The following is a 17631-nucleotide window of genomic DNA, read 5'->3' on the forward strand; positions in this document are numbered from 1 at the left end:
GTCATGCTGCATCTGCGCCTGATCTCACCGGCCGGGCAGACCGACGACGTGGTCCGCCTGATCAAGAACACGGTCGGCACCGCCCACCTGGTGGTGCTGCCCGGGGCCGCCCGCAACCCTGAGGGCGACGTCGTCCTGTGCGATGTGGCCCGCGAGGCGGGCGACGAACTGCTCAGCTCGCTCCAGGAGTTGGGCCTTCAGAAGAGCGGCTCGATCGCCGTCGAGAACATCGACCTCTCCCTCTCCCTGCGCGCCGACAAGGCGGAGGCCGAGGCGCCGGGCGAGCCCGCCGACGCGGTGCTCTGGGAGCATCTGACCGACGCGACCCACGAGGAGTCGACGCTCTCCGCCACCTACCTGGCCTTCATCGTCCTGGCGACGATGATCGCGGCCTGCGGTGTGGTGCTGGACAACGCGGTCCTGATCGTGGGCGCGATGGCGGTGGGCCCCGAGTTCGGCCCGCTGGCCGGCGTCTCCACGGCGATAGTGCAACGCACGCCGCGCCTCGCCGCGCGCTCCCTCATCGCCCTGCTGGTCGGCTTCGCGGCGGCGATGGCGGTGACCGCCGGATTCAGCCTGTTCATGGACGCCGTGGGCCTGTTCACCAAGGCGCAGCTGGAGGCCGACCGGCCCAACACGGGCTTCATCTACGCGCCCGACTGGTTCTCCTTCGTCGTGGCGGTTCTGGCGGGAGCCGCCGGCACGCTCTCCCTCACCTCCGCGAAGTCGGGCGCGCTGGTCGGCGTCGCCATCTCGGTGACGACGGTCCCCGCCGCGGCGAACGCGGCCGTGGCACTCGTCTACGGCGACACCAACCAGACCTTGCGCTCCACCCAGCAGCTCCTGCTGAACCTGCTGGGCATCATCCTCGCCGGAACGCTCACCCTGCTGATCCAGAAGTGGGCGTGGGGGAAACGCCGCTGACTAGCCGAGCGCGGACTTCACCGCGTCGGCCAGGCGGCCGGCGACGGCGCGGGCCTGCTCGATGTCGGCGGCCTCGACCATCACCCGGACCAGCGGCTCGGTCCCGGAGGGCCGCAGCAGCACCCGCCCGGTGGTCCCGAGCTCCCGCTCCGCCTCGTCCACGGCCGTGGCCAGCTCCGCCGAGGAGGAAACCCGCGACTTGTCGACGTCGGGCACGTTCACCAGCACCTGCGGCAGCCGCTCCATCACGGAGGCCAGCTCCCGCAGCGACCGCCCGGTCTGCGCGACCCGGGCGGCCAGCATCAGCCCGGTCAGCGTGCCGTCACCGGTCGTCGCGTGGTCCAGGATGATCACATGCCCGGACTGCTCGCCGCCGAGCGCGTACCCGTGCTGCTTCATCTCCTCCAGCACGTACCGGTCGCCCACGGCGCCCTGGACGAGCCGGATGCCCTCGCGCTCCATGGCCAGCTTGAAGCCCAGGTTGGACATCACGGTGGCGACGACGGTGTCCGAGCGGAGCACGCCCCGCTCCCGCATGGCGAGGGCGAGCACGGCCAGGATCTGGTCGCCGTCGATCTCCTCGCCGGTGTGGTCCACGGCCAGGCAGCGGTCGGCGTCGCCGTCGTGCGCGATGCCGAAGTCGGCGCCCTGCTCGACGACCGCCGCCTTCAGCTTGTCCAGGTGCGTGGAGCCGTAGCCGTCGTTGATGTTGAGCCCGTCCGGCGAGGCGCCGATCGTGACGATCTCCGCGCCGGACCGCGTGAACGCCTCCGGCGAGACCCGGGCGGCCGCGCCGTGCGCCTCGTCGAGGACGATCTTCAGCCCGTCGAGCCGGTTCGGGAGAACGGCGACGAGGTGGGCGACGTACCGGTCGAACCCCTCGTCGTAGGAGCGCACGCGGCCGACGCCGGAACCGGTCGGACGGTCCCAGGGAGCGCCGGTGCGGTGCTCCTCGTAGACGCTCTCGATCTTGTCCTCCAGCTCGTCGGCGAGCTTGTGCCCGCCGCGGGCGAAGAACTTGACGCCGTTGTCCGGCATGGCGTTGTGGCTGGCGGACAGCATCACCCCGAGGTCGGCGCCGAGCACGCCGGTCAGGTACGCCACCGCGGGCGTGGGCAGCACGCCCACCCGGAGCACGTCCACCCCGGCGCTCGCCAGGCCGGCCACCACCGCGGCCTCCAGGAACTCCCCGGACGCGCGCGGGTCGCGTCCCACCACGGCCGTCGGCCTGTGGCCCGCGAACGTGCCCGCCTCGGCCAGTACGTGCGCGGCGGCCACGGACAGGCCGAGCGCCATCTCGGCCGTGAGATCCGCGTTGGCCACACCGCGCACGCCGTCCGTGCCGAAGAGTCGTCCCACGTGTCCTCCTGAGGAAACATCAGTTGCGTAATCGTCACGGGTGCCCCGGACGGTCGGCGCCGGCCCCGCACCCAGGCATTTGATGCCCTCAGCGTCCGATCACACAACCCTTTGAGCATCTTGTGCCGTTATACGCCCAGGTCTGCGATAAGACGAACGCCCCGGCGGCACAATGGCGTGCCGCCGGGGCGTTCGACGTACGTGCAGGCAGCTGAGATTTAGCGCTTGCTGTACTGCGGGGCCTTGCGGGCCTTCTTCAGACCGGCCTTCTTGCGCTCGACCGCACGGTCGTCGCGCGTGAGGAAGCCGGCCTTCTTCAGCGGGCCGCGGTTGTTGTCGACGTCGGCCTCGTTCAGCGCGCGGGCGACACCGAGACGCAGCGCACCGGCCTGGCCGGAGACACCGCCACCGGAGATGCGGGCGACGACGTCGTAGCGGCCCTCGAGCTCCAGGACCTTGAACGGCTCGTTGACTTCCTGCTGGTGCACCTTGTTCGGGAAGTAGTCCTCGAGGGTGCGACCGTTGATCTTCCACTTGCCGGTGCCCGGGACGATCCGGACGCGGGCGATGGCGTTCTTGCGACGGCCCAGGCCGGCGGCCGGCTGCGGCTCGCCGAAGCGGGAGGCCAGCGACTCCGAGGTGTACTCGCCCTCGACGGGGACGTCGGACTCGGTGGTGTAGCTGTCGATGTCAAGCTCTTCGAGCGGCTGCTCGGCAGTGGTCTCGGCCACGGTTCTCCTCAGATTCTCTGTGCTTGGGGTGGTGTGGCCGGACTTACTGCGCGACCTGGGTGATCTCGAACGGCTGCGGCTGCTGCGCGCCGTGCGGGTGCTGGTCACCCTTGTAGACCTTCAGCTTCGAGAGCATCTGACGGCCCAGCGAGTTCTTGGGGAGCATGCCCTTGACGGCCTTCTCGACGGCCTTCTCCGGGTTCTTGTCGAGCAGCTCGTCGTAGCGGACCGAGCGCAGACCGCCCGGGTAACCGGAGTGGCGGTACGCCATCTTCTGGTTCCGCTTGTTGCCCGACAGGTGCACCTTGTCGGCGTTGATGATGATGACGAAGTCACCGGTGTCGACGTGAGGGGCGTAGATCGGCTTGTGCTTGCCGCGCAGGAGAGAGGCGGCAGTGGTGGCGAGACGGCCCAGGACAACGTCCTGAGCGTCGATGACGTGCCACTGGCGCGTCACATCGCCGGGCTTGGGGCTGTACGTACGCACGGTTCGTAGCCTTCGCTTCGAGTGAGTGGTCCTGACAGGTCACCGAAGACGATCACGACAGCCCTGACCGCACAGCGGTGACGCAAACCGCGTGCTGGTCGCTGGTCATCGGCCCGGTGGACCGGTGTAAGGGCCCGTCCCGTGAGAATGAGCAAGCCAATACACAACGAAGATGCAGGATACCCGGGCCGCCCGAGCCAGGTCAAAACGAGTCCGCCCCGCCTCGCGGGCCCTCCGCGGACCTGCACGTGAGGCCAAGCACCGCCCGTGCACGTCTAAGATGCGCCCCATGAGCTATGGGCAGGGGGGACCTCAGTCCCAGTGGGATCCCTGGAAACCGAACTCCGAACAGCCGTGGACCGCCGGCGCCTCGGATCCGACTCCGGACTGGGCCGCGCTCGCCGAGGCGTCCGAGAGCCGCAGCAGGCGCCGACGCGTGTTCCTCATAGGCGGGGGCGCCGTCGCGACCCTCGCGATAGGCACCGCCGTCGCCATGGCAGTGGTGTCGGCGAACGACGACGACAAACCGAACAGACCGGCCTCCTCGCTCCCCGCGAGCGGCGGCCTGCCGAGCGCCTCCGGCACCCCCTCCTTCGCCCCGACCAGCGCGCCGCCGCCGCTGGACCCGAAGGAGTTCGTCTCCAGCAAGGCCAAGGACACCGCGCCCAACGGCCCGGACATCCTCTTCCCCGGCACCCAGCTGACGATGGGCTCGACGGTCTACAAGAAGGCCGGCAAGGCCGACACCACCACCTGCGCCGGCGCCGTCCAGGGCACCCTGCCCAAGGTCCTCACCGACAACGGCTGCACCCGGATGATGCGCGTCACCTACGTGAAGGACGGCATCGCCGCCACCGTCGGCGTGGCCGTCTTCGACACCGAGGCGCAGGCCCTCAAGGCCAAGAGCCAGGCCGACAAGCGCAGCATCGTCAAGGCCCTCGACGGCTCCGGCGTCAAGCCCTTCTGCGTCGGCGCGATCTGCCGCTCGACGACCAACTCCTACGGCCGCTACGCCTACTTCACGATCACCGGCTTCACGAACGGCAAGGACGTGACGAACAAGGACGCGCAGGTCTTCACCACCGGCGACGGCCTCGCCGACTTCGCGTTCCAGCAGATCAGCCGCCGCGGCCAGGCCCAGGCGTCGGCTGCGGCGAACCGGTGACCCGCTGAGCGCCGGCCCGCTGGGCACCGGCCCGCGTCCCCGTCAGCAGCACCCGGCCGCACCGGGCAGCGTCCGCCTGTTGCGCGCCTCCTTGTTGCGGGCGGCGAGCAGCTCGTCGGCCGGATAGCCGACCTCCTCCAGCGTCAGCCCGTGCGGCCGTACGACGTGCACCGCCGAGTCCCGGACGCCCGCGGCGAGCACCTTGCCCGGCCATTCGGGCCCGCGGTGCCCGTCCCCGACGAACAGCAACGCCCCGATGAGCGAGCGCACCATGTTGTGGCAGAAGGCGTCGGCGCGGACGGTCGCGGTGACGATCCCGTCGTCGCCCCGCACGAGGCTCAGCTCCTGGAGGGTGCGGATCGTGGTCGCCCCCTCGCGCCGCTTGCAGTAGGCCGCGAAGTCGTGCTCGCCGAGCAGCCGCCGCGCGGCCTCGTTCATCGCGTCGACGTCGAGCGGCCAGTCGTGCCACAGCACATGGCCCCGCAGCAACGGGTCGACTCCGCCCGGGTTGTCGGTGACCCGGTACGCGTAGCGCCGCCACACGGCCGAGAACCGCGCGTTGAAGCCGTCGGGCGCCTCCCGCAGTGCCCACACCCGAACATCCCTGGGCAGCCGCCCGGCGAGCCGCTTCAGCAGCTTCCCGTGGTGCTCACGCCAGACCTGCTCCGGCAGATCGACGTGGGCGACCTGCCCCCGGGCGTGCACCCCGGCGTCGGTCCGCCCCGCCACGGTCAGCTCGTACGTCTCCCGGGACCGGGTGACGGTCCGCAGCGCGTCCTCGATCTCCCCCTGGACGGTCCGCCGCCCGCCGGCCTGCTTGGCCCACCCGGAGAACTCGGAACCGTCATAGGAAAGGTCGAGCCGGACGCGGACGTAACCGGGTGCTGCTTCATCACTCACGTGCAGATCCTCTCACCGACACCAAAGCGGGCCCGCTCCTCGAAAGGAACGGGCCCGCCAACACCCCTCGGGGGCGCGGGGAACGCTTACGCGTCCTTGGACTCCTCGGCGGGAGCCTCGGCGGCCTCGTCAGCCTTGGTCTCCTCGACCTTGGCCTCCTCGGCCTCCTTGACCGCGCGCTTCGTCGCGGCCTCGGCCTCGCCGGTCGCCTCCTGCGCCACCGTCAGCGCCTCGACCAGCTCGATGACGGCCATGGGCGCGTTGTCGCCACGGCGGTTACCGATCTTGGTGATGCGGGTGTAGCCACCCGGACGGTTCTCGTAGCGCGGGCCGATCTCGGTGAAGAGCGTGTGGACGACGCTCTTGTCCGTGATGACCTGAAGCACCTGACGGCGGTTGTGAAGGTCGCCCTTCTTCGCCTTGGTGACCAGACGCTCGGCGTACGGGCGCAGGCGGCGGGCCTTCGCCTCGGTGGTGGTGATGCGGCCGTGCTCGAAGAGGCTCTTCGCGAGGTTCGCGAGAAGCAGCTTCTCGTGCGCGGCGCTGCCGCCCATACGGGCACCCTTGGTGGGCTTCGGCATTGTTCTTCTCCTGTGTGTCTGCCCCGGCCGTATCAGGTACCGGGGTCAGTATCCGAGCGAGCGGGTTTGCTCGTCGGAGACCCCGCGCCCCGAAGGGGCGCGGGGAACTGCGCGACCAGCCACAGCGGGCCGGCAGCCAAGAACCGGCAGTCGGTCCTGAGCTCTCAGTACTGCTCGGTCTCCACGAAGCCCGCGTCCGCGTCGTCGTCCGCGCCGAACGCGTCCGCCGCAGCGGTGGGGTCGAACCCGGGAGGCGAGTCCTTGAGCGCGAGACCCATGCCCGCCAGCTTCGCCTTGACCTCGTCGATCGACTTCGCACCGAAGTTGCGGATGTCGAGCAGATCGGCCTCGGAGCGGGCGACGAGCTCACCCACGGAGTGGATGCCCTCACGCTTGAGGCAGTTGTACGACCGAACGGTGAGCTCCAGCTCCTCGATCGGCAGCGCCAGGTCGGCGGCCAGGGCGGCGTCCGTGGGGGACGGGCCCATGTCGATGCCCTCGGCGTCGATGTTGAGCTCGCGGGCCAGACCGAACAGCTCGACGAGCGTCTTACCGGCGGACGCCATGGCGTCGCGCGGCCGCATCGCCTGCTTGGTCTCGACGTCGACGATCAGCTTGTCGAAGTCGGTGCGCTGCTCGACACGGGTCGCCTCGACCTTGTACGTGACCTTGAGGACCGGCGAGTAGATGGAGTCGACCGGGATACGGCCGATCTCCTGGCCGACCTGCTTGTTCTGCACGGCGGAGACGTAACCGCGGCCACGCTCGACCGTCAGCTCCATCTCCAGCTTGCCCTTGCCGTTGAGCGTGGCGAGGACGAGGTCGGGGTTGTGGACCTCGACACCGGCCGGGGGCGCGATGTCGGCGGCGGTGACCAGACCCGGGCCCTGCTTGCGCAGGTACATCACGACCGGCTCGTCGTGCTCCGAGGAGACGACCAGCTGCTTGATGTTGAGGATCAGGTCGGTGACGTCCTCCTTGACGCCCGGCACGGTGGTGAACTCGTGCAGCACGCCGTCGATGCGGATGGACGTGACCGCCGCACCCGGGATCGAGGAGAGGAGGGTCCGGCGCAGGGAGTTGCCGAGGGTGTAGCCGAAGCCCGGCTCCAGCGGCTCGATGACGAACCGGGAGCGGAACTCGTCGACGACCTCTTCGGTCAACGAGGGACGCTGAGCGATCAGCATGTTGGTGATCCTTCAGTCAGGGGCGCCCGCTATTTGACGCCCGACTCGTTACTGCAAGGGTACGGGCGGCACGCCTCCGAGGAGCCGTACCGCCCGCGAACCTTCAAGACAACCGTGCGTCAGACGCGGCGGCGCTTGGGCGGACGGCAGCCGTTGTGCGGGGTCGGGGTGACGTCCTGGATGGAGCCGACCTCGAGGCCAGTGGCCTGCAGGGAACGGATGGCGGTCTCACGACCGGCGCCCGGGCCCTTGACGAAGACGTCGACCTTGCGCATGCCGTGCTCCTGAGCGCGACGGGCAGCCGACTCGGCGGCCATCTGCGCGGCGAACGGCGTGGACTTGCGCGAGCCCTTGAAACCGACGTGACCGGCGGAGGCCCACGAGATCACGTTGCCGGCCGGGTCCGTGATGGACACGATCGTGTTGTTGAACGTGCTCTTGATGTGCGCCTGGCCGTGCGCGACGTTCTTCTTTTCCTTGCGGCGCACCTTCTTGGCTGCGCCCTGACGTCCCTTGGGGGGCATGTCGAAAACTCCTACGGGAGGTGGTCGGTCCTACAGCGAAGACCGCTGGACGGCGAGTCCGCTGCGGACTACTTCTTGCCCGGCTTCTTCTTGCCGGCGATGGCGCGACGCGGGCCCTTGCGGGTGCGGGCGTTGGTGCTGGTGCGCTGACCGCGGACAGGCAGACCGCGACGGTGACGCAGACCCTGGTAGGAGCCGATCTCCACCTTGCGGCGGATGTCGGCCTGGATCTCGCGACGGAGGTCACCCTCGGTCTTGATGTTGTTGTCGACGTACTCGCGGATGGCGACCAGCTGCTCTTCGCTCAGGTCGCGAACACGGGTGTTCGGGTCGACGCCGGTCGCAGCCAGCGTCTCCTGCGAGAGGGTCCGGCCGATGCCGAACACGTAGGTGAGGGCGACCTCCACGCGCTTTTCGCGCGGGATGTCAACACCGGAAACGCGTGCCATTTCAATGGCTCCTGGTGATCTTCGGAGGTCTTCCACAGAACCGGCTCCCAGCCGCCGGCCTCTTCCCTTCGAAAGAGTTGGTACGGCTGGGTCCCCGGCCTCCGAACCGGGGGTGTCAGACGGGTGTCGAATCCGCCTGGGCCCTGCGTATGAACATATTCAGCTCGCGTCGCGCGAAGTCTCTGCGATATCGGTGCAGAGGGTGATCAGAGTTGGGATCAGCCCTGGCGCTGCTTGTGGCGCGGGTTGTCGCAAATGATCATGACCCGACCGTGACGGCGGATCACCCTGCACTTGTCGCAGATCTTCTTGACGCTCGGCTTGACCTTCATGTGATGAGGTTCTCCGGGTCAGTTGCCGACAGCCCCGAACACCGAGCGGCGCACGGGGCATTGGCAAGATCTACTTGTAGCGGTAGACGATCCGGCCACGCGTCAGGTCGTACGGAGACAGCTCCACCACGACCCGGTCGTCAGGGAGGATACGGATGTAGTGCATACGCATCTTGCCGCTGATGTGTGCCAGGACCTGGTGGCCGTTCTGGAGCTCGACCTTGAACATGGCGTTCGGCAGAGACTCGACGACAGTGCCCTCGATCTCGATGGCACCTTGCTTCTTGGCCACGCTTCGCCCTTCGAATCGACTACCTTGATCGACTCCCGGGCACTTTCCCGCTGGCGAGCAGCGTTCGCATGCAGACATGCGGGTGCACAAGAGCCGACGAGTCAGTCTACGTCAGCGCACCCGGAAACACGAATCGGGAAAGCCTGCCCCACCGTGGCCCACATCATGCAAGCGGGTCCGGCGCGGCCGTGACGCCGTGCTCCGCCAGCTTCGCCCTGCCGCCGTCGGGAGCCGTCAGGACCAGCGGGCCCTCGTCCGTCAGGGCGACCGAGTGCTCCCAGTGGGAGGACCAGGTGCCGTCCGTCGTGATGACGGTCCAGTCGTCCGAGAGGACCTCGGTCTTCGGGGTGCCGAGGGAGACCATCGGCTCGATGGCGAGGCAGAAGCCGGTGACCAGCTTGGGGCCCTTGCCGCGGCGGCGGTCCACGTAGTTCAGCAGATGCGGGTCCATGTGCATCTCGGTGCCGATGCCGTGGCCGCCGTAGTCCTCGATGATGCCGTAGCGGCCGCCGCCGGGCTTCGGCTGACGGCGGATGTACGTCTCGATGGCCCGGGAGACGTCGACCAGCCGGTTGCCGTGCTTCATGGCCGCGATGCCGGCCCACATCGACTCCTCGGTCACCCGGGAGAGCTCGATCAGCTCCGGGGAGTGCCCCGAGCCCACGAACGCCGTGTAGGCGGCGTCGCCGTGCCAGCCGTCGACGATCGCCCCGCAGTCGATGGAGATGACGTCCCCGTCCTTCAGGACGACCTCGTCGGAGGGGATGCCGTGGACCACCACGTCGTTCACCGAGGTGCAGATGGTGGCGGGGAAGCCGCCGTAGCCGAGGAAGTTCGACTTGGCGCCGTTCTCCGCGAGCACCTTGCGGGCGACCTCGTCCAGGTCCTTCGTCGTGGCCCCGGGCACCGCGGCCTCACGGGTGGCCGCGTGGATCGCGGCGACGACCAGCCCCGCCGCACGCATCTTGGCGATCTGCTCGGGGGTCTTGATCTGCACCATGCTCGGTCGCGCCTCCTGGCATCTCGTCTAGCGGCACTCCAGGATACGCGCCCACCCGACGAGGAAGCCCCCGGAGTCCGGGCGCGGATGCGCGGGACGCCGGGGGCTCCTTCGTGAGCGCTCAGCGGGAGTGCGCGGGGTCTTCCAGCTGGGGCAGCGCCGCCATGGCGCGCTCGGTGACCTCGTCGACCTCGCCCAGGGCGGAGATCGTGGTGACCAGGCCCTGCGCATCGTAGTAGCTGATGATCGGCTCGGTCTGCGTGTGGTAGACGTCCAGCCGCGTGCGCACCGTCTCCTCGGTGTCGTCGGCGCGCTGGTACAGCTCGCCGCCGCACACGTCGCAGACGCCGTCCTTGGCCGGCTTCTTGTGCGTCACGTGGAAGACGTGGGCGGAGTCGTTGCGGCAGATGCGCCGACCGGCGATCCGCTTGACGACCTCCTCCTCGGGGGCCTCCAGGTCCAGCACCGCGTCCAGCTTGATGCCCTCGGCGGTGAGGAGCTCGTCCAGCGCCTCGGCCTGCGCGACGTTGCGCGGGAAACCGTCCAGCAGGAAGCCGCGCTCGGCGTCCGACTGCTCCATGCGGTCCTTGGCCATGCCGATGGTCACCTCGTCGGGGACGAGGTCGCCGGCGTCGATGTAGGACTTCGCGAGCTTCCCGAGTTCCGTCTGCCGGCTGATGTTGGTCCGGAACAGGTCGCCCGTGGAGATGTGCGGAACGCGCAGCTTCTCTGCCAGGCGCGTGGCCTGCGTTCCCTTTCCGGCGCCCGGCGGCCCGACGAGGACGATTCGCATCAGCGGAGGAACCCTTCGTAATTGCGCTGCTGAAGCTGGCTCTCGATCTGCTTCACCGTCTCCAGGCCGACACCCACGATGATCAGGATGCTGGTCCCGCCGAACGGGAAGTTCTGGTTCGCATTGAAGCCGGCCAACGCCATTGTCGGGACGAGAGCGATCAGACCCAGATACAGCGACCCCGGCCAGGTGATCCGGTTGAGTACGTAGCTCAGATACTCAGCGGTCGGTCGGCCAGCCCGGATGCCCGGGATGAAGCCACCATACTTCTTCATGTTGTCGGCCACTTCCTCGGGGTTGAACGAGATGGCCACGTAGAAGAACGCGAAGAAGATGATCAAGAAGAAGTAGAGCGTGATGTGCGCGGGCGCGTCCGGCTTTGCGAGGTTCTGTTCGATCCAGGTCTTCCAGCCCGCGTTGCCACCGGCGAACTGCGCCACCAGCGCCGGGATGTAGAGCAGCGACGAGGCGAAGATCACAGGGATGATGCCCGCCTGGTTCACCTTCAGCGGGATGTACGTCGAGGTCCCGCCGTAGGAGCGGCGGCCGATCATGCGCTTGGCGTACTGGACCGGGATGCGGCGCTGGGCCTGCTCGACGAAGACCACCAGGCCGATCATGACCAGGCCCACGGCGACGACCGTGCCGAACTCGATCCATCCGCCCGCCAGGGTGCCCTGCTTCTTGATGGCCCACAGGGCCGACGGGAAGGTCGCGGCGATCGAGATGAACATCAGGATCGACATGCCGTTGCCGATGCCGCGGTCGGTGATGAGCTCACCGAGCCACATGACGACGGCCGTACCGGCGGTCATGCAGATGACCATGGTCACGGTGGTGAAGATCGCGCGGTCCGGGACGATCTGGCTCGCGACCGTGCAGCCGGAGAAGAGGGCGCCGCTGCGGGCGGTGGCCACCAGGCCGGTGCCCTGCAGGATGGCGAGCGCCACGGTCAGGTAGCGGGTGTACTGCGTGATCTTCGTGGTGCCGGCCTGTCCCTCCTTCTTCAGGGCTTCCAGGCGCGGGATGACCACGGTCAGCAGCTGAAGGATGATGCTCGCCGTGATGTACGGCATGATGCCCAGCGCGAAGACCGTGATCTGCAGCAGCGCCCCGCCGCTGAACATGTTCACCAGCCCGAAGAGGCCCTGGTTGCCGGACGCCTCGTCCACGCAGCGCTGGACGGACGTGTAGTCGACGCCGGGGATCGGTACATGCGTACCCACCCGGTAGACCACGATGATGCCGAGCGTGAAGAGCAGCTTCTTGCGCAGGTCGGGCGTCTTGAACGCCCGGGCGAACGCGGTGAGCACGGTGCCTCCTGCGACCCCCGCGCAACTGCGTCAAGGGTGACGGTCTTGAAGGTCCAATAAGAACAACGACATGTGTAACGGACGACTGCCGCTCAAGGTGCCCGTTTGCGCGCACCTTGTGAAAGTGGGCAGTGGAGGTCACCTTACCGGCGACACCGCCGCCCTAGGAACGACCAACCGGGGATACCCCATTTGTGGGGTATCCCCGGTCGGGATCGCTCAAGTCATCGAGACGCCTGATGGGCTCAGACGAGCTCGGTGACGGTACCGCCGGCGGCGGTGATCTTCTCCTTGGCGGAGCCGGAGACGGCGTCGACCGTCACCTGCAGCGCCACGGAGATCTCGCCCTGGCCGAGGACCTTGACGAGGCTGTTCTTGCGAACGGCGCCCTTGGCGACGAGACCCTCGACGGTGACCTCGCCACCCTCCGGGTACAGAGCCGCCAGCTTGTCGAGGTTCACGACCTGGTACTCGGTCTTGAACGGGTTCTTGAAGCCCTTCAGCTTCGGGAGGCGCATGTGCAGCGGCATCTGGCCGCCCTCGAAGCGCTCCGGAACCTGGTAGCGGGCCTTCGTGCCCTTGGTACCACGACCGGCCGTCTTACCCTTCGACGCCTCACCACGACCGACACGGGTCTTGGCGGTCTTGGCGCCGGGGGCGGGACGGAGGTTGTGGATCTTGAGCGGGTTGTTCTCCGCCATGATCAGTCGACCTCCTCGACCGTCACGAGGTGGCGGACGGTGTGCACCATTCCGCGGAACTCGGGGCGGTCCTCCTTGACGACCACGTCACCCAGGCGCTTGAGGCCCAGGGAACGCAGGGTGTCGCGGTGGTTCTGCTTGCTGCCGATGTACGACTTCGTCTGCGTGATCTTGAGCTGAGCCATTACGCAGCACCAGCCCCGGCACGCGCACGCAGCAGGGCCGCGGGAGCGACGTCCTCGAGGGGCAGACCGCGGCGGGCCGCGATCTCCTCGGGACGCTGCAGGCCCTTCAGGGCCTCCACGGTCGCGTGCACGATGTTGATCGCGTTCGACGAGCCGAGCGACTTCGACAGGATGTCGTGAACGCCGGCGCACTCGAGCACGGCACGCACCGGGCCACCGGCGATAACACCGGTACCGGGGGAAGCCGGCTTGAGCAGGACGACGCCCGCCGCCTTCTCACCCGTGATCGGGTGCGGGATGGTGCCCTGGATACGGGGGACCTTGAAGAAGTGCTTCTTGGCCTCCTCAACGCCCTTGGCGATGGCGGCCGGCACCTCCTTGGCCTTGCCGTAACCGACACCCACGGTGCCGTCACCGTCGCCCACCACGACCAGCGCGGTGAAGCTGAAGCGACGACCACCCTTCACAACCTTGGCGACGCGGTTGATCGCGACGACGCGCTCAACGTACGCGGTCTTCTCGGCGGCAGCAGCGCCGCCGTCACGGCCCTTCCGGTCCCGCCGCTCGCCGCCACCGGCACCGCCACCGCGGCGCTGGGGTCCAGCCATTGGAATTACCTCTCTCTGTTTCCGCTAGCTACGGCAGGCTCAGAACTTGAGCCCGGCTTCGCGGGCGGCGTCCGCCAGGGCGGCGATGCGCCCGGCGTACTGGTTGCCACCACGGTCGAACACGACAGCCTCGACACCGGCGGCCTTGGCGCGCTCGGCGACCAGGGCGCCGACCTGCTTGGCCTGCGCGGACTTGTCGCCCTCGCCACTGCGGATCGACGTGTCCAGCGTGGACGCCGAAGCCAGGGTGTGGCCCTTGAGGTCGTCGATCACCTGCGCCACGATGTGGCGGTTGGAACGGGTCACGACCAGACGGGGGCGCTCCGCCGTACCGTTGATCCGCTTGCGGATCCGGATGTGACGGCGCTTGATCGCGGCACGCTTGTAGGCGTCGCCCTTCAGGATCTTCTGCCCGTATGCCATGGCTTACTTACCCGCCTTTCCGACCTTGCGGCGGATGACTTCGCCCTCGTACTTGACGCCCTTGGCCTTGTACGGGTCGGGCTTGCGCAGCTTGCGGATGTTCGCCGCAACCTCGCCGACCTTCTGCTTGTCGATGCCCGCGACCGAGAAACGGGTCGGGGCCTCCACGGTGAAGGTGATGCCCTCGGGGGCCTCGACGAGGATCGGGTGGCTGTAACCGAGCGCGAACTCGAGGTTCGAACCCTTGGCGGTCACGCGGTAACCGACACCGCTGATCTCGAGCTTCTTCACGTAACCCTGGGTCACGCCGGTGATCATGTTCGCCACCAGCGTGCGGGACAGGCCGTGCAGGGCCTTGCTCTGACGCTCGTCGTTGGGGCGGGTGACGTTCAGAACGCCGTCCTCACCCTTGGCGATCTCGATCGGCGAAACGACGGTGTGGGTCAGCGTTCCCTTGGGACCCTTGACCGAGACCGTCTGGCCGTCGATGGTGACGTCCACGCCGGCGGGAACCGTGATGGGGAGCTTGCCAATACGCGACATAGCTGTTTCCTCCGTTCCCTTCCGTTACCAGACGTAGGCGAGGACTTCTCCGCCTACGCCCTTCTTGCCGGCCTGCTTGTCGGTGAGGAGACCGTGCGACGTGGAGATGATCGCCACGCCGAGGCCACCGAGCACCTTGGGCAGGGAGGTGGACTTCGCGTAAACCCGGAGACCGGGCTTGGAGATCCGCTTGATGCCCGCGATGGAGCGCTCACGGTTGGGGCCGAACTTCAGCTCCAGGACGAGGTTCTTGCCGACCTCGGCGTCCTCGACCTTCCAGCCCGTGATGAAGCCCTCCTGCTGGAGGATCTCCGCGATGTGAGACTTGATCTTCGATGCCGGCATCGTCACGGAGTCGTGGTACGCCGAGTTCGCGTTCCGCAGACGCGTAAGCATGTCTGCGATCGGATCAGTCATGGTCATGAATTGGCCTGTGGCCTCTCTCGCCGGGGTTTCCTGGTGCGCCATCCCTCTCCCCGATCCGAGACGGGACGGGTGCGGCGCGGTGGACCTACGGCGTAGTAAGTCGTACGGGCGCGGCAAGCGCCCAACCCCACAAGCCTAAGGCATGGGGGGAAGGGCTCCTGCCGACCCAGATGCTTACCGAGAGCCCGGATAAACCCTGAACCAGGGATTTACCAGGAGCTCTTGGTCACGCCCGGCAGCTCGCCACGGTGAGCCATCTCACGAAGGCACACGCGGCACAGGCCGAACTTGCGGTACACGGAGTGGGGACGGCCGCAGCGCTGGCAGCGCGTGTAGCCACGCACGCCGAACTTGGGCTTGCGAGCAGCCTTCGCGATCAGAGCCTTCTTCGCCATCTCGCTCACGCCTCCTTGAAGGGGAAGCCGAGGTGACGAAGGAGCGCGCGGCCCTCAGCGTCGTTGGTCGCCGTGGTCACCACGGTGATGTCCATACCCCGGACGCGGTCGATCTTGTCCTGGTCGATCTCGTGGAACATGACCTGCTCGGTGAGACCGAAGGTGTAGTTGCCACGGCCGTCGAACTGCTTGGGGGACAGGCCGCGGAAGTCGCGGATGCGCGGCAGCGCGAGCGACAGGGTGCGGTCCAGGAACTCCCACATGCGGTCGCCACGGAGCGTGACGTGGGCACCGATCGGCTGGCCCTCACGCAGCTTGAACTGCGCGATGGACTTGCGGGCCTTGGTGACGGCCGGCTTCTGACCGGTGATCGTGGTGAGGTCGCGGATGGCGCCCTCGATCAGCTTGGAGTCGCGGGCGGCGTCGCCCACACCCATGTTGACCACGATCTTGACGAGGCCGGGGATCTGCATGACGTTCTCGTACTTGAACTCGTCACGCAGCTTGCCCGCGATCTCCTCGCGGTACTTCTGCTTCAGACGCGGGGTCGTGGTGGTAGCCATCAGATGTCCTCACCCGTCCGCTTGGCAACGCGGATCTTGTTGCCCTCGTCATCGAAGCGGTAACCGACGCGGGTCACGACCTTGTTGCCGTCCTTCTCAACGACCAGCTGGACGTTGGAGACGTGGATCGGCGCCTCGGTGGTGATGATCCCGCCGGCCTGCGAACCGCCAGCGGTCGGCCCGGCCTTGGTGTGCTTCTTGACCCGGTTGACACCCTCGACCAGGACGCGGTCCTCGCGGGGGAAGGCCGCGATGACCTTGCCCTGCTTGCCCTTGTCCTTACCGGTGATGACCTGGACCAGGTCGCCCTTCTTGATCTTCATGCTTACAGCACCTCCGGAGCCAGCGAGATGATCTTCATGAACTTCTTCTCGCGCAGCTCACGCCCGACCGGGCCGAAGATGCGGGTGCCGCGAGGGTCGCCGTCGTTCTTCAGAATGACGGCGGCGTTCTCGTCGAAGCGGATGTACGAGCCGTCCGGACGGCGGCGCTCCTTGACGGTGCGAACGATGACCGCCTTGACGACGTCACCCTTCTTCACGTTGCCACCGGGGATCGCGTCCTTGACGGTGGCGACGATGACGTCACCGATGCCCGCGTAGCGGCGACCGGAGCCACCGAGCACACGGATGCAAAGGATCTCCTTCGCACCAGTGTTGTCGGCGACACGCAGTCGCGACTCCTGCTGGATCACGTCTATCTCCTGTTTGTCTGCCGGTTCCCGGCAGGGGCCTCAGAGCGAGGACCCCTGCCGAGCCTGGCGGAACTGTCCTGCGGGGTTTGCCGCAGGCGTACTTGCTGCAATTCCCTTGCGGGAATTACCTACTTGGCCTTCTCGAGGATCTCGACGACGCGCCAGCGCTTCGTCGCGGACAGCGGCCGGGTCTCCATCAGGAGGACGCGGTCGCCGACACCCGCGGCGTTCTGCTCGTCGTGGGCCTTGAGCTTGTTCGTACGGCGGATGACCTTGCCGTACAGCGCGTGCTTCACACGGTCCTCGACGGCGACGACGACGGTCTTGTCCATCTTGTCGCTGACGACGAGACCCTCACGGGTCTTGCGGAAGCCGCGCGCCTCTGCGTTCTCAGTCACGTTGTTCTCGCTCATCAGGCGCTCTCCACCGTTTCGATGCCCAGCTCACGCTCGCGCATCAGGGTGTAGATCCGCGCGATGTCCTTACGGACCGCCTTCAGACGGCCGTGGTTCTCGAGCTGTCCGGTCGCCGCCTGGAAGCGGAGGTTGAACAGCTCTTCCTTGGACTCGCGGAGCTTCGCGAGAAGCTCCTCGTTGCCCAGCTCGCGCAGCTCTGACGCCTTGGTACCGGCCGACATCACGCTTCACCTGCCTCGCGCTTGACGATCTTGCACTTCATCGGCAGCTTGTGAGCCGCACGGGTCAGGGCCTCGCGCGCGATCTTCTCGTTGGGGTACGACAGCTCGAACATCACGCGTCCGGGCTTGACGTTGGCGATCCACCACTCCGGAGAACCCTTACCGGAACCCATGCGGGTCTCGGCCGGCTTCTTCGTGAGCGGGCGGTCCGGGTAGATGTTGATCCAGACCTTGCCGCCACGCTTGATGTGACGGGTCATGGCGATACGAGCCGCTTCGATCTGGCGGTTCGTCACGTACGCCGGGGTCAGCGCCTGGATGCCGTACTCGCCGAACGCAACCTGCGTCCCACCCTTGGACATACCGTTGCGCTTCGGGTGGTGCTGCTTGCGGTGCTTGACCCTACGGGGGATCAGCAT

General features: G+C 67.6%; 28 protein-coding genes. 2 read left to right on the forward strand and 26 right to left on the reverse strand.

Going from position 1 to position 17631, the window contains the following annotated elements; genetic code table 11:
• Positions 1-3: 3 nt before the first annotated feature.
• The gene (locus ACIOC0_RS28010) at positions 4-924 is read left to right on the forward strand and encodes a DUF389 domain-containing protein (RefSeq protein ID WP_402158528.1); all 921 of its coding nucleotides are present in this window, start codon (positions 4-6) and stop codon (positions 922-924) included.
• On the opposite strand, the gene glmM is transcribed toward ACIOC0_RS28010, so the two are convergent.
• The 3 genes from glmM to rplM all read right to left on the reverse strand — a co-directional run bounded on the left by glmM (position 925) and on the right by rplM (position 3501).
• Positions 925-2283, reverse strand: a complete 1359-nt coding sequence (gene glmM / locus ACIOC0_RS28015) for a phosphoglucosamine mutase (protein ID WP_402158530.1) — start codon at positions 2281-2283, stop codon at positions 925-927. It abuts the gene before it with no gap.
• 218 nt (positions 2284-2501) lie between these two features.
• Positions 2502-3014 (reverse strand): 30S ribosomal protein S9, encoded by a 513-nt coding sequence (gene rpsI / locus ACIOC0_RS28020; RefSeq protein ID WP_351094504.1) that lies wholly within the window; start codon positions 3012-3014, stop codon positions 2502-2504.
• A 43-nt stretch (positions 3015-3057) separates the two neighbouring features.
• A complete protein-coding gene (gene rplM / locus ACIOC0_RS28025; RefSeq protein WP_130441081.1) occupies positions 3058-3501 on the reverse strand; it encodes a 50S ribosomal protein L13 in 444 nt (147 codons plus the stop codon).
• 289 nt (positions 3502-3790) lie between these two features.
• Between rplM and ACIOC0_RS28030 the strand changes: the two genes are divergently transcribed.
• A complete protein-coding gene (locus ACIOC0_RS28030) occupies positions 3791-4666 on the forward strand; it encodes a hypothetical protein (protein ID WP_402158533.1) in 876 nt (291 codons plus the stop codon).
• A 42-nt stretch (positions 4667-4708) separates the two neighbouring features.
• Here the strand turns inward: ACIOC0_RS28030 and truA are convergent, their stop codons facing one another.
• From truA to rplP, 23 genes are all read right to left on the reverse strand, one after another.
• Positions 4709-5566, reverse strand: a complete 858-nt coding sequence (truA, locus tag ACIOC0_RS28035; RefSeq protein ID WP_402158535.1) for a tRNA pseudouridine(38-40) synthase TruA — start codon at positions 5564-5566, stop codon at positions 4709-4711.
• A gap of 86 nt (positions 5567-5652) precedes the next feature.
• The gene (rplQ, locus tag ACIOC0_RS28040; RefSeq protein ID WP_130441075.1) at positions 5653-6147 is read right to left on the reverse strand and encodes a 50S ribosomal protein L17; all 495 of its coding nucleotides are present in this window, start codon (positions 6145-6147) and stop codon (positions 5653-5655) included.
• A 164-nt stretch (positions 6148-6311) separates the two neighbouring features.
• The gene (locus ACIOC0_RS28045) at positions 6312-7334 is read right to left on the reverse strand and encodes a DNA-directed RNA polymerase subunit alpha (protein WP_003966937.1); all 1023 of its coding nucleotides are present in this window, start codon (positions 7332-7334) and stop codon (positions 6312-6314) included.
• Between the two features lie 119 nt (positions 7335-7453).
• On the reverse strand, positions 7454-7858 hold the full coding sequence (rpsK, locus tag ACIOC0_RS28050) for a 30S ribosomal protein S11 (RefSeq protein WP_010354218.1): 405 nt from the start codon (positions 7856-7858) through the stop codon (positions 7454-7456).
• A gap of 68 nt (positions 7859-7926) precedes the next feature.
• Positions 7927-8307 (reverse strand): 30S ribosomal protein S13, encoded by a 381-nt coding sequence (gene rpsM / locus ACIOC0_RS28055; protein ID WP_130441073.1) that lies wholly within the window; start codon positions 8305-8307, stop codon positions 7927-7929.
• Between the two features lie 218 nt (positions 8308-8525).
• Entirely contained in the window at positions 8526-8639 is a 114-nt protein-coding gene (gene rpmJ / locus ACIOC0_RS28060; protein ID WP_003948619.1) for a 50S ribosomal protein L36, read from the reverse strand.
• Between the two features lie 70 nt (positions 8640-8709).
• Complete coding sequence (gene infA, locus ACIOC0_RS28065) at positions 8710-8931, reverse strand: translation initiation factor IF-1 (protein WP_003948620.1); 222 nt, start codon at positions 8929-8931, stop codon at positions 8710-8712.
• 163 nt (positions 8932-9094) lie between these two features.
• Positions 9095-9931: a type I methionyl aminopeptidase gene (gene map, locus ACIOC0_RS28070; RefSeq protein ID WP_402158539.1), complete on the reverse strand. Its 837-nt coding sequence runs from the start codon at positions 9929-9931 to the stop codon at positions 9095-9097.
• Positions 9932-10052: 121 nt separating this feature from the next.
• Complete coding sequence (locus ACIOC0_RS28075) at positions 10053-10724, reverse strand: adenylate kinase (RefSeq protein WP_402158541.1); 672 nt, start codon at positions 10722-10724, stop codon at positions 10053-10055.
• The gene (gene secY, locus ACIOC0_RS28080) at positions 10724-12037 is read right to left on the reverse strand and encodes a preprotein translocase subunit SecY (RefSeq protein ID WP_402158542.1); all 1314 of its coding nucleotides are present in this window, start codon (positions 12035-12037) and stop codon (positions 10724-10726) included. The genes ACIOC0_RS28075 and secY overlap by 1 nt, the downstream gene beginning before the upstream one ends.
• A gap of 245 nt (positions 12038-12282) precedes the next feature.
• The gene (gene rplO, locus ACIOC0_RS28085; protein WP_067018996.1) at positions 12283-12738 is read right to left on the reverse strand and encodes a 50S ribosomal protein L15; all 456 of its coding nucleotides are present in this window, start codon (positions 12736-12738) and stop codon (positions 12283-12285) included.
• A gap of 2 nt (positions 12739-12740) precedes the next feature.
• Positions 12741-12923 carry a 50S ribosomal protein L30 gene (gene rpmD, locus ACIOC0_RS28090; RefSeq protein WP_009190145.1) on the reverse strand — a complete coding sequence of 61 codons (183 nt, stop codon included), beginning with the start codon at positions 12921-12923 and terminating at the stop codon, positions 12741-12743.
• The gene (gene rpsE, locus ACIOC0_RS28095) at positions 12923-13531 is read right to left on the reverse strand and encodes a 30S ribosomal protein S5 (protein WP_013001409.1); all 609 of its coding nucleotides are present in this window, start codon (positions 13529-13531) and stop codon (positions 12923-12925) included. Before rpsE ends, rpmD begins: the two co-directional genes overlap by 1 nt.
• 39 nt (positions 13532-13570) lie before the next feature.
• Positions 13571-13954 (reverse strand): 50S ribosomal protein L18, encoded by a 384-nt coding sequence (rplR, locus tag ACIOC0_RS28100; protein ID WP_351094518.1) that lies wholly within the window; start codon positions 13952-13954, stop codon positions 13571-13573.
• A 3-nt stretch (positions 13955-13957) separates the two neighbouring features.
• Complete coding sequence (gene rplF, locus ACIOC0_RS28105) at positions 13958-14497, reverse strand: 50S ribosomal protein L6 (RefSeq protein ID WP_130441065.1); 540 nt, start codon at positions 14495-14497, stop codon at positions 13958-13960.
• A gap of 24 nt (positions 14498-14521) precedes the next feature.
• Positions 14522-14920 (reverse strand): 30S ribosomal protein S8, encoded by a 399-nt coding sequence (gene rpsH, locus ACIOC0_RS28110; protein WP_013001411.1) that lies wholly within the window; start codon positions 14918-14920, stop codon positions 14522-14524.
• A 212-nt stretch (positions 14921-15132) separates the two neighbouring features.
• The gene (locus ACIOC0_RS28115) at positions 15133-15318 is read right to left on the reverse strand and encodes a type Z 30S ribosomal protein S14 (protein ID WP_003948630.1); all 186 of its coding nucleotides are present in this window, start codon (positions 15316-15318) and stop codon (positions 15133-15135) included.
• A 5-nt stretch (positions 15319-15323) separates the two neighbouring features.
• Positions 15324-15881, reverse strand: coding sequence for a 50S ribosomal protein L5 (gene rplE / locus ACIOC0_RS28120; protein WP_016434630.1), 558 nt, complete (start codon positions 15879-15881; stop codon positions 15324-15326).
• A complete protein-coding gene (gene rplX / locus ACIOC0_RS28125) occupies positions 15881-16204 on the reverse strand; it encodes a 50S ribosomal protein L24 (protein WP_130441063.1) in 324 nt (107 codons plus the stop codon). The genes rplE and rplX overlap by 1 nt, the downstream gene beginning before the upstream one ends.
• A gap of 2 nt (positions 16205-16206) precedes the next feature.
• Entirely contained in the window at positions 16207-16575 is a 369-nt protein-coding gene (gene rplN, locus ACIOC0_RS28130; protein WP_003998823.1) for a 50S ribosomal protein L14, read from the reverse strand.
• Between the two features lie 128 nt (positions 16576-16703).
• Complete coding sequence (gene rpsQ, locus ACIOC0_RS28135) at positions 16704-16988, reverse strand: 30S ribosomal protein S17 (protein ID WP_067249205.1); 285 nt, start codon at positions 16986-16988, stop codon at positions 16704-16706.
• Positions 16988-17212 carry a 50S ribosomal protein L29 gene (rpmC, locus tag ACIOC0_RS28140; RefSeq protein WP_130441061.1) on the reverse strand — a complete coding sequence of 75 codons (225 nt, stop codon included), beginning with the start codon at positions 17210-17212 and terminating at the stop codon, positions 16988-16990. Before rpmC ends, rpsQ begins: the two co-directional genes overlap by 1 nt.
• Positions 17212-17631 (reverse strand): 50S ribosomal protein L16, encoded by a 420-nt coding sequence (rplP, locus tag ACIOC0_RS28145; protein WP_003992362.1) that lies wholly within the window; start codon positions 17629-17631, stop codon positions 17212-17214. Before rplP ends, rpmC begins: the two co-directional genes overlap by 1 nt.

This window comes from Streptomyces sp. NPDC088254 (assembly GCF_044740925.1).
Lineage (GTDB): Bacteria > Actinomycetota > Actinomycetes > Streptomycetales > Streptomycetaceae > Streptomyces.

What these genes read in the sequence shown, in the direction of transcription:
- ACIOC0_RS28010 (WP_402158528.1), top strand. Translation starts at nt 4, where the DNA reads ATGCTGCATCTGCGCCTGATCTCACCGGCCGGGCAGACCGACGACGTG.
- ACIOC0_RS28030 (WP_402158533.1), top strand. Translation starts at nt 3,791, where the DNA reads ATGAGCTATGGGCAGGGGGGACCTCAGTCCCAGTGGGATCCCTGGAAA.
- rplQ (WP_130441075.1), bottom strand. Translation starts at nt 6,147, where the DNA reads ATGCCGAAGCCCACCAAGGGTGCCCGTATGGGCGGCAGCGCCGCGCAC.
- ACIOC0_RS28045 (WP_003966937.1), bottom strand. Translation starts at nt 7,334, where the DNA reads ATGCTGATCGCTCAGCGTCCCTCGTTGACCGAAGAGGTCGTCGACGAG.
- rpsK (WP_010354218.1), bottom strand. Translation starts at nt 7,858, where the DNA reads ATGCCCCCCAAGGGACGTCAGGGCGCAGCCAAGAAGGTGCGCCGCAAG.
- rpsM (WP_130441073.1), bottom strand. Translation starts at nt 8,307, where the DNA reads ATGGCACGCGTTTCCGGTGTTGACATCCCGCGCGAAAAGCGCGTGGAG.
- rpmJ (WP_003948619.1), bottom strand. Translation starts at nt 8,639, where the DNA reads ATGAAGGTCAAGCCGAGCGTCAAGAAGATCTGCGACAAGTGCAGGGTG.
- map (WP_402158539.1), bottom strand. Translation starts at nt 9,931, where the DNA reads ATGGTGCAGATCAAGACCCCCGAGCAGATCGCCAAGATGCGTGCGGCG.
- ACIOC0_RS28075 (WP_402158541.1), bottom strand. Translation starts at nt 10,724, where the DNA reads ATGCGAATCGTCCTCGTCGGGCCGCCGGGCGCCGGAAAGGGAACGCAG.
- rplO (WP_067018996.1), bottom strand. Translation starts at nt 12,738, where the DNA reads ATGGCGGAGAACAACCCGCTCAAGATCCACAACCTCCGTCCCGCCCCC.
- rpmD (WP_009190145.1), bottom strand. Translation starts at nt 12,923, where the DNA reads ATGGCTCAGCTCAAGATCACGCAGACGAAGTCGTACATCGGCAGCAAG.
- rpsE (WP_013001409.1), bottom strand. Translation starts at nt 13,531, where the DNA reads ATGGCTGGACCCCAGCGCCGCGGTGGCGGTGCCGGTGGCGGCGAGCGG.
- rplR (WP_351094518.1), bottom strand. Translation starts at nt 13,954, where the DNA reads ATGGCATACGGGCAGAAGATCCTGAAGGGCGACGCCTACAAGCGTGCC.
- rplF (WP_130441065.1), bottom strand. Translation starts at nt 14,497, where the DNA reads ATGTCGCGTATTGGCAAGCTCCCCATCACGGTTCCCGCCGGCGTGGAC.
- rpsH (WP_013001411.1), bottom strand. Translation starts at nt 14,920, where the DNA reads ATGACCATGACTGATCCGATCGCAGACATGCTTACGCGTCTGCGGAAC.
- ACIOC0_RS28115 (WP_003948630.1), bottom strand. Translation starts at nt 15,318, where the DNA reads ATGGCGAAGAAGGCTCTGATCGCGAAGGCTGCTCGCAAGCCCAAGTTC.
- rplE (WP_016434630.1), bottom strand. Translation starts at nt 15,881, where the DNA reads ATGGCTACCACCACGACCCCGCGTCTGAAGCAGAAGTACCGCGAGGAG.
- rplX (WP_130441063.1), bottom strand. Translation starts at nt 16,204, where the DNA reads ATGAAGATCAAGAAGGGCGACCTGGTCCAGGTCATCACCGGTAAGGAC.
- rpsQ (WP_067249205.1), bottom strand. Translation starts at nt 16,988, where the DNA reads ATGAGCGAGAACAACGTGACTGAGAACGCAGAGGCGCGCGGCTTCCGC.
- rpmC (WP_130441061.1), bottom strand. Translation starts at nt 17,212, where the DNA reads ATGTCGGCCGGTACCAAGGCGTCAGAGCTGCGCGAGCTGGGCAACGAG.
- rplP (WP_003992362.1), bottom strand. Translation starts at nt 17,631, where the DNA reads ATGCTGATCCCCCGTAGGGTCAAGCACCGCAAGCAGCACCACCCGAAG.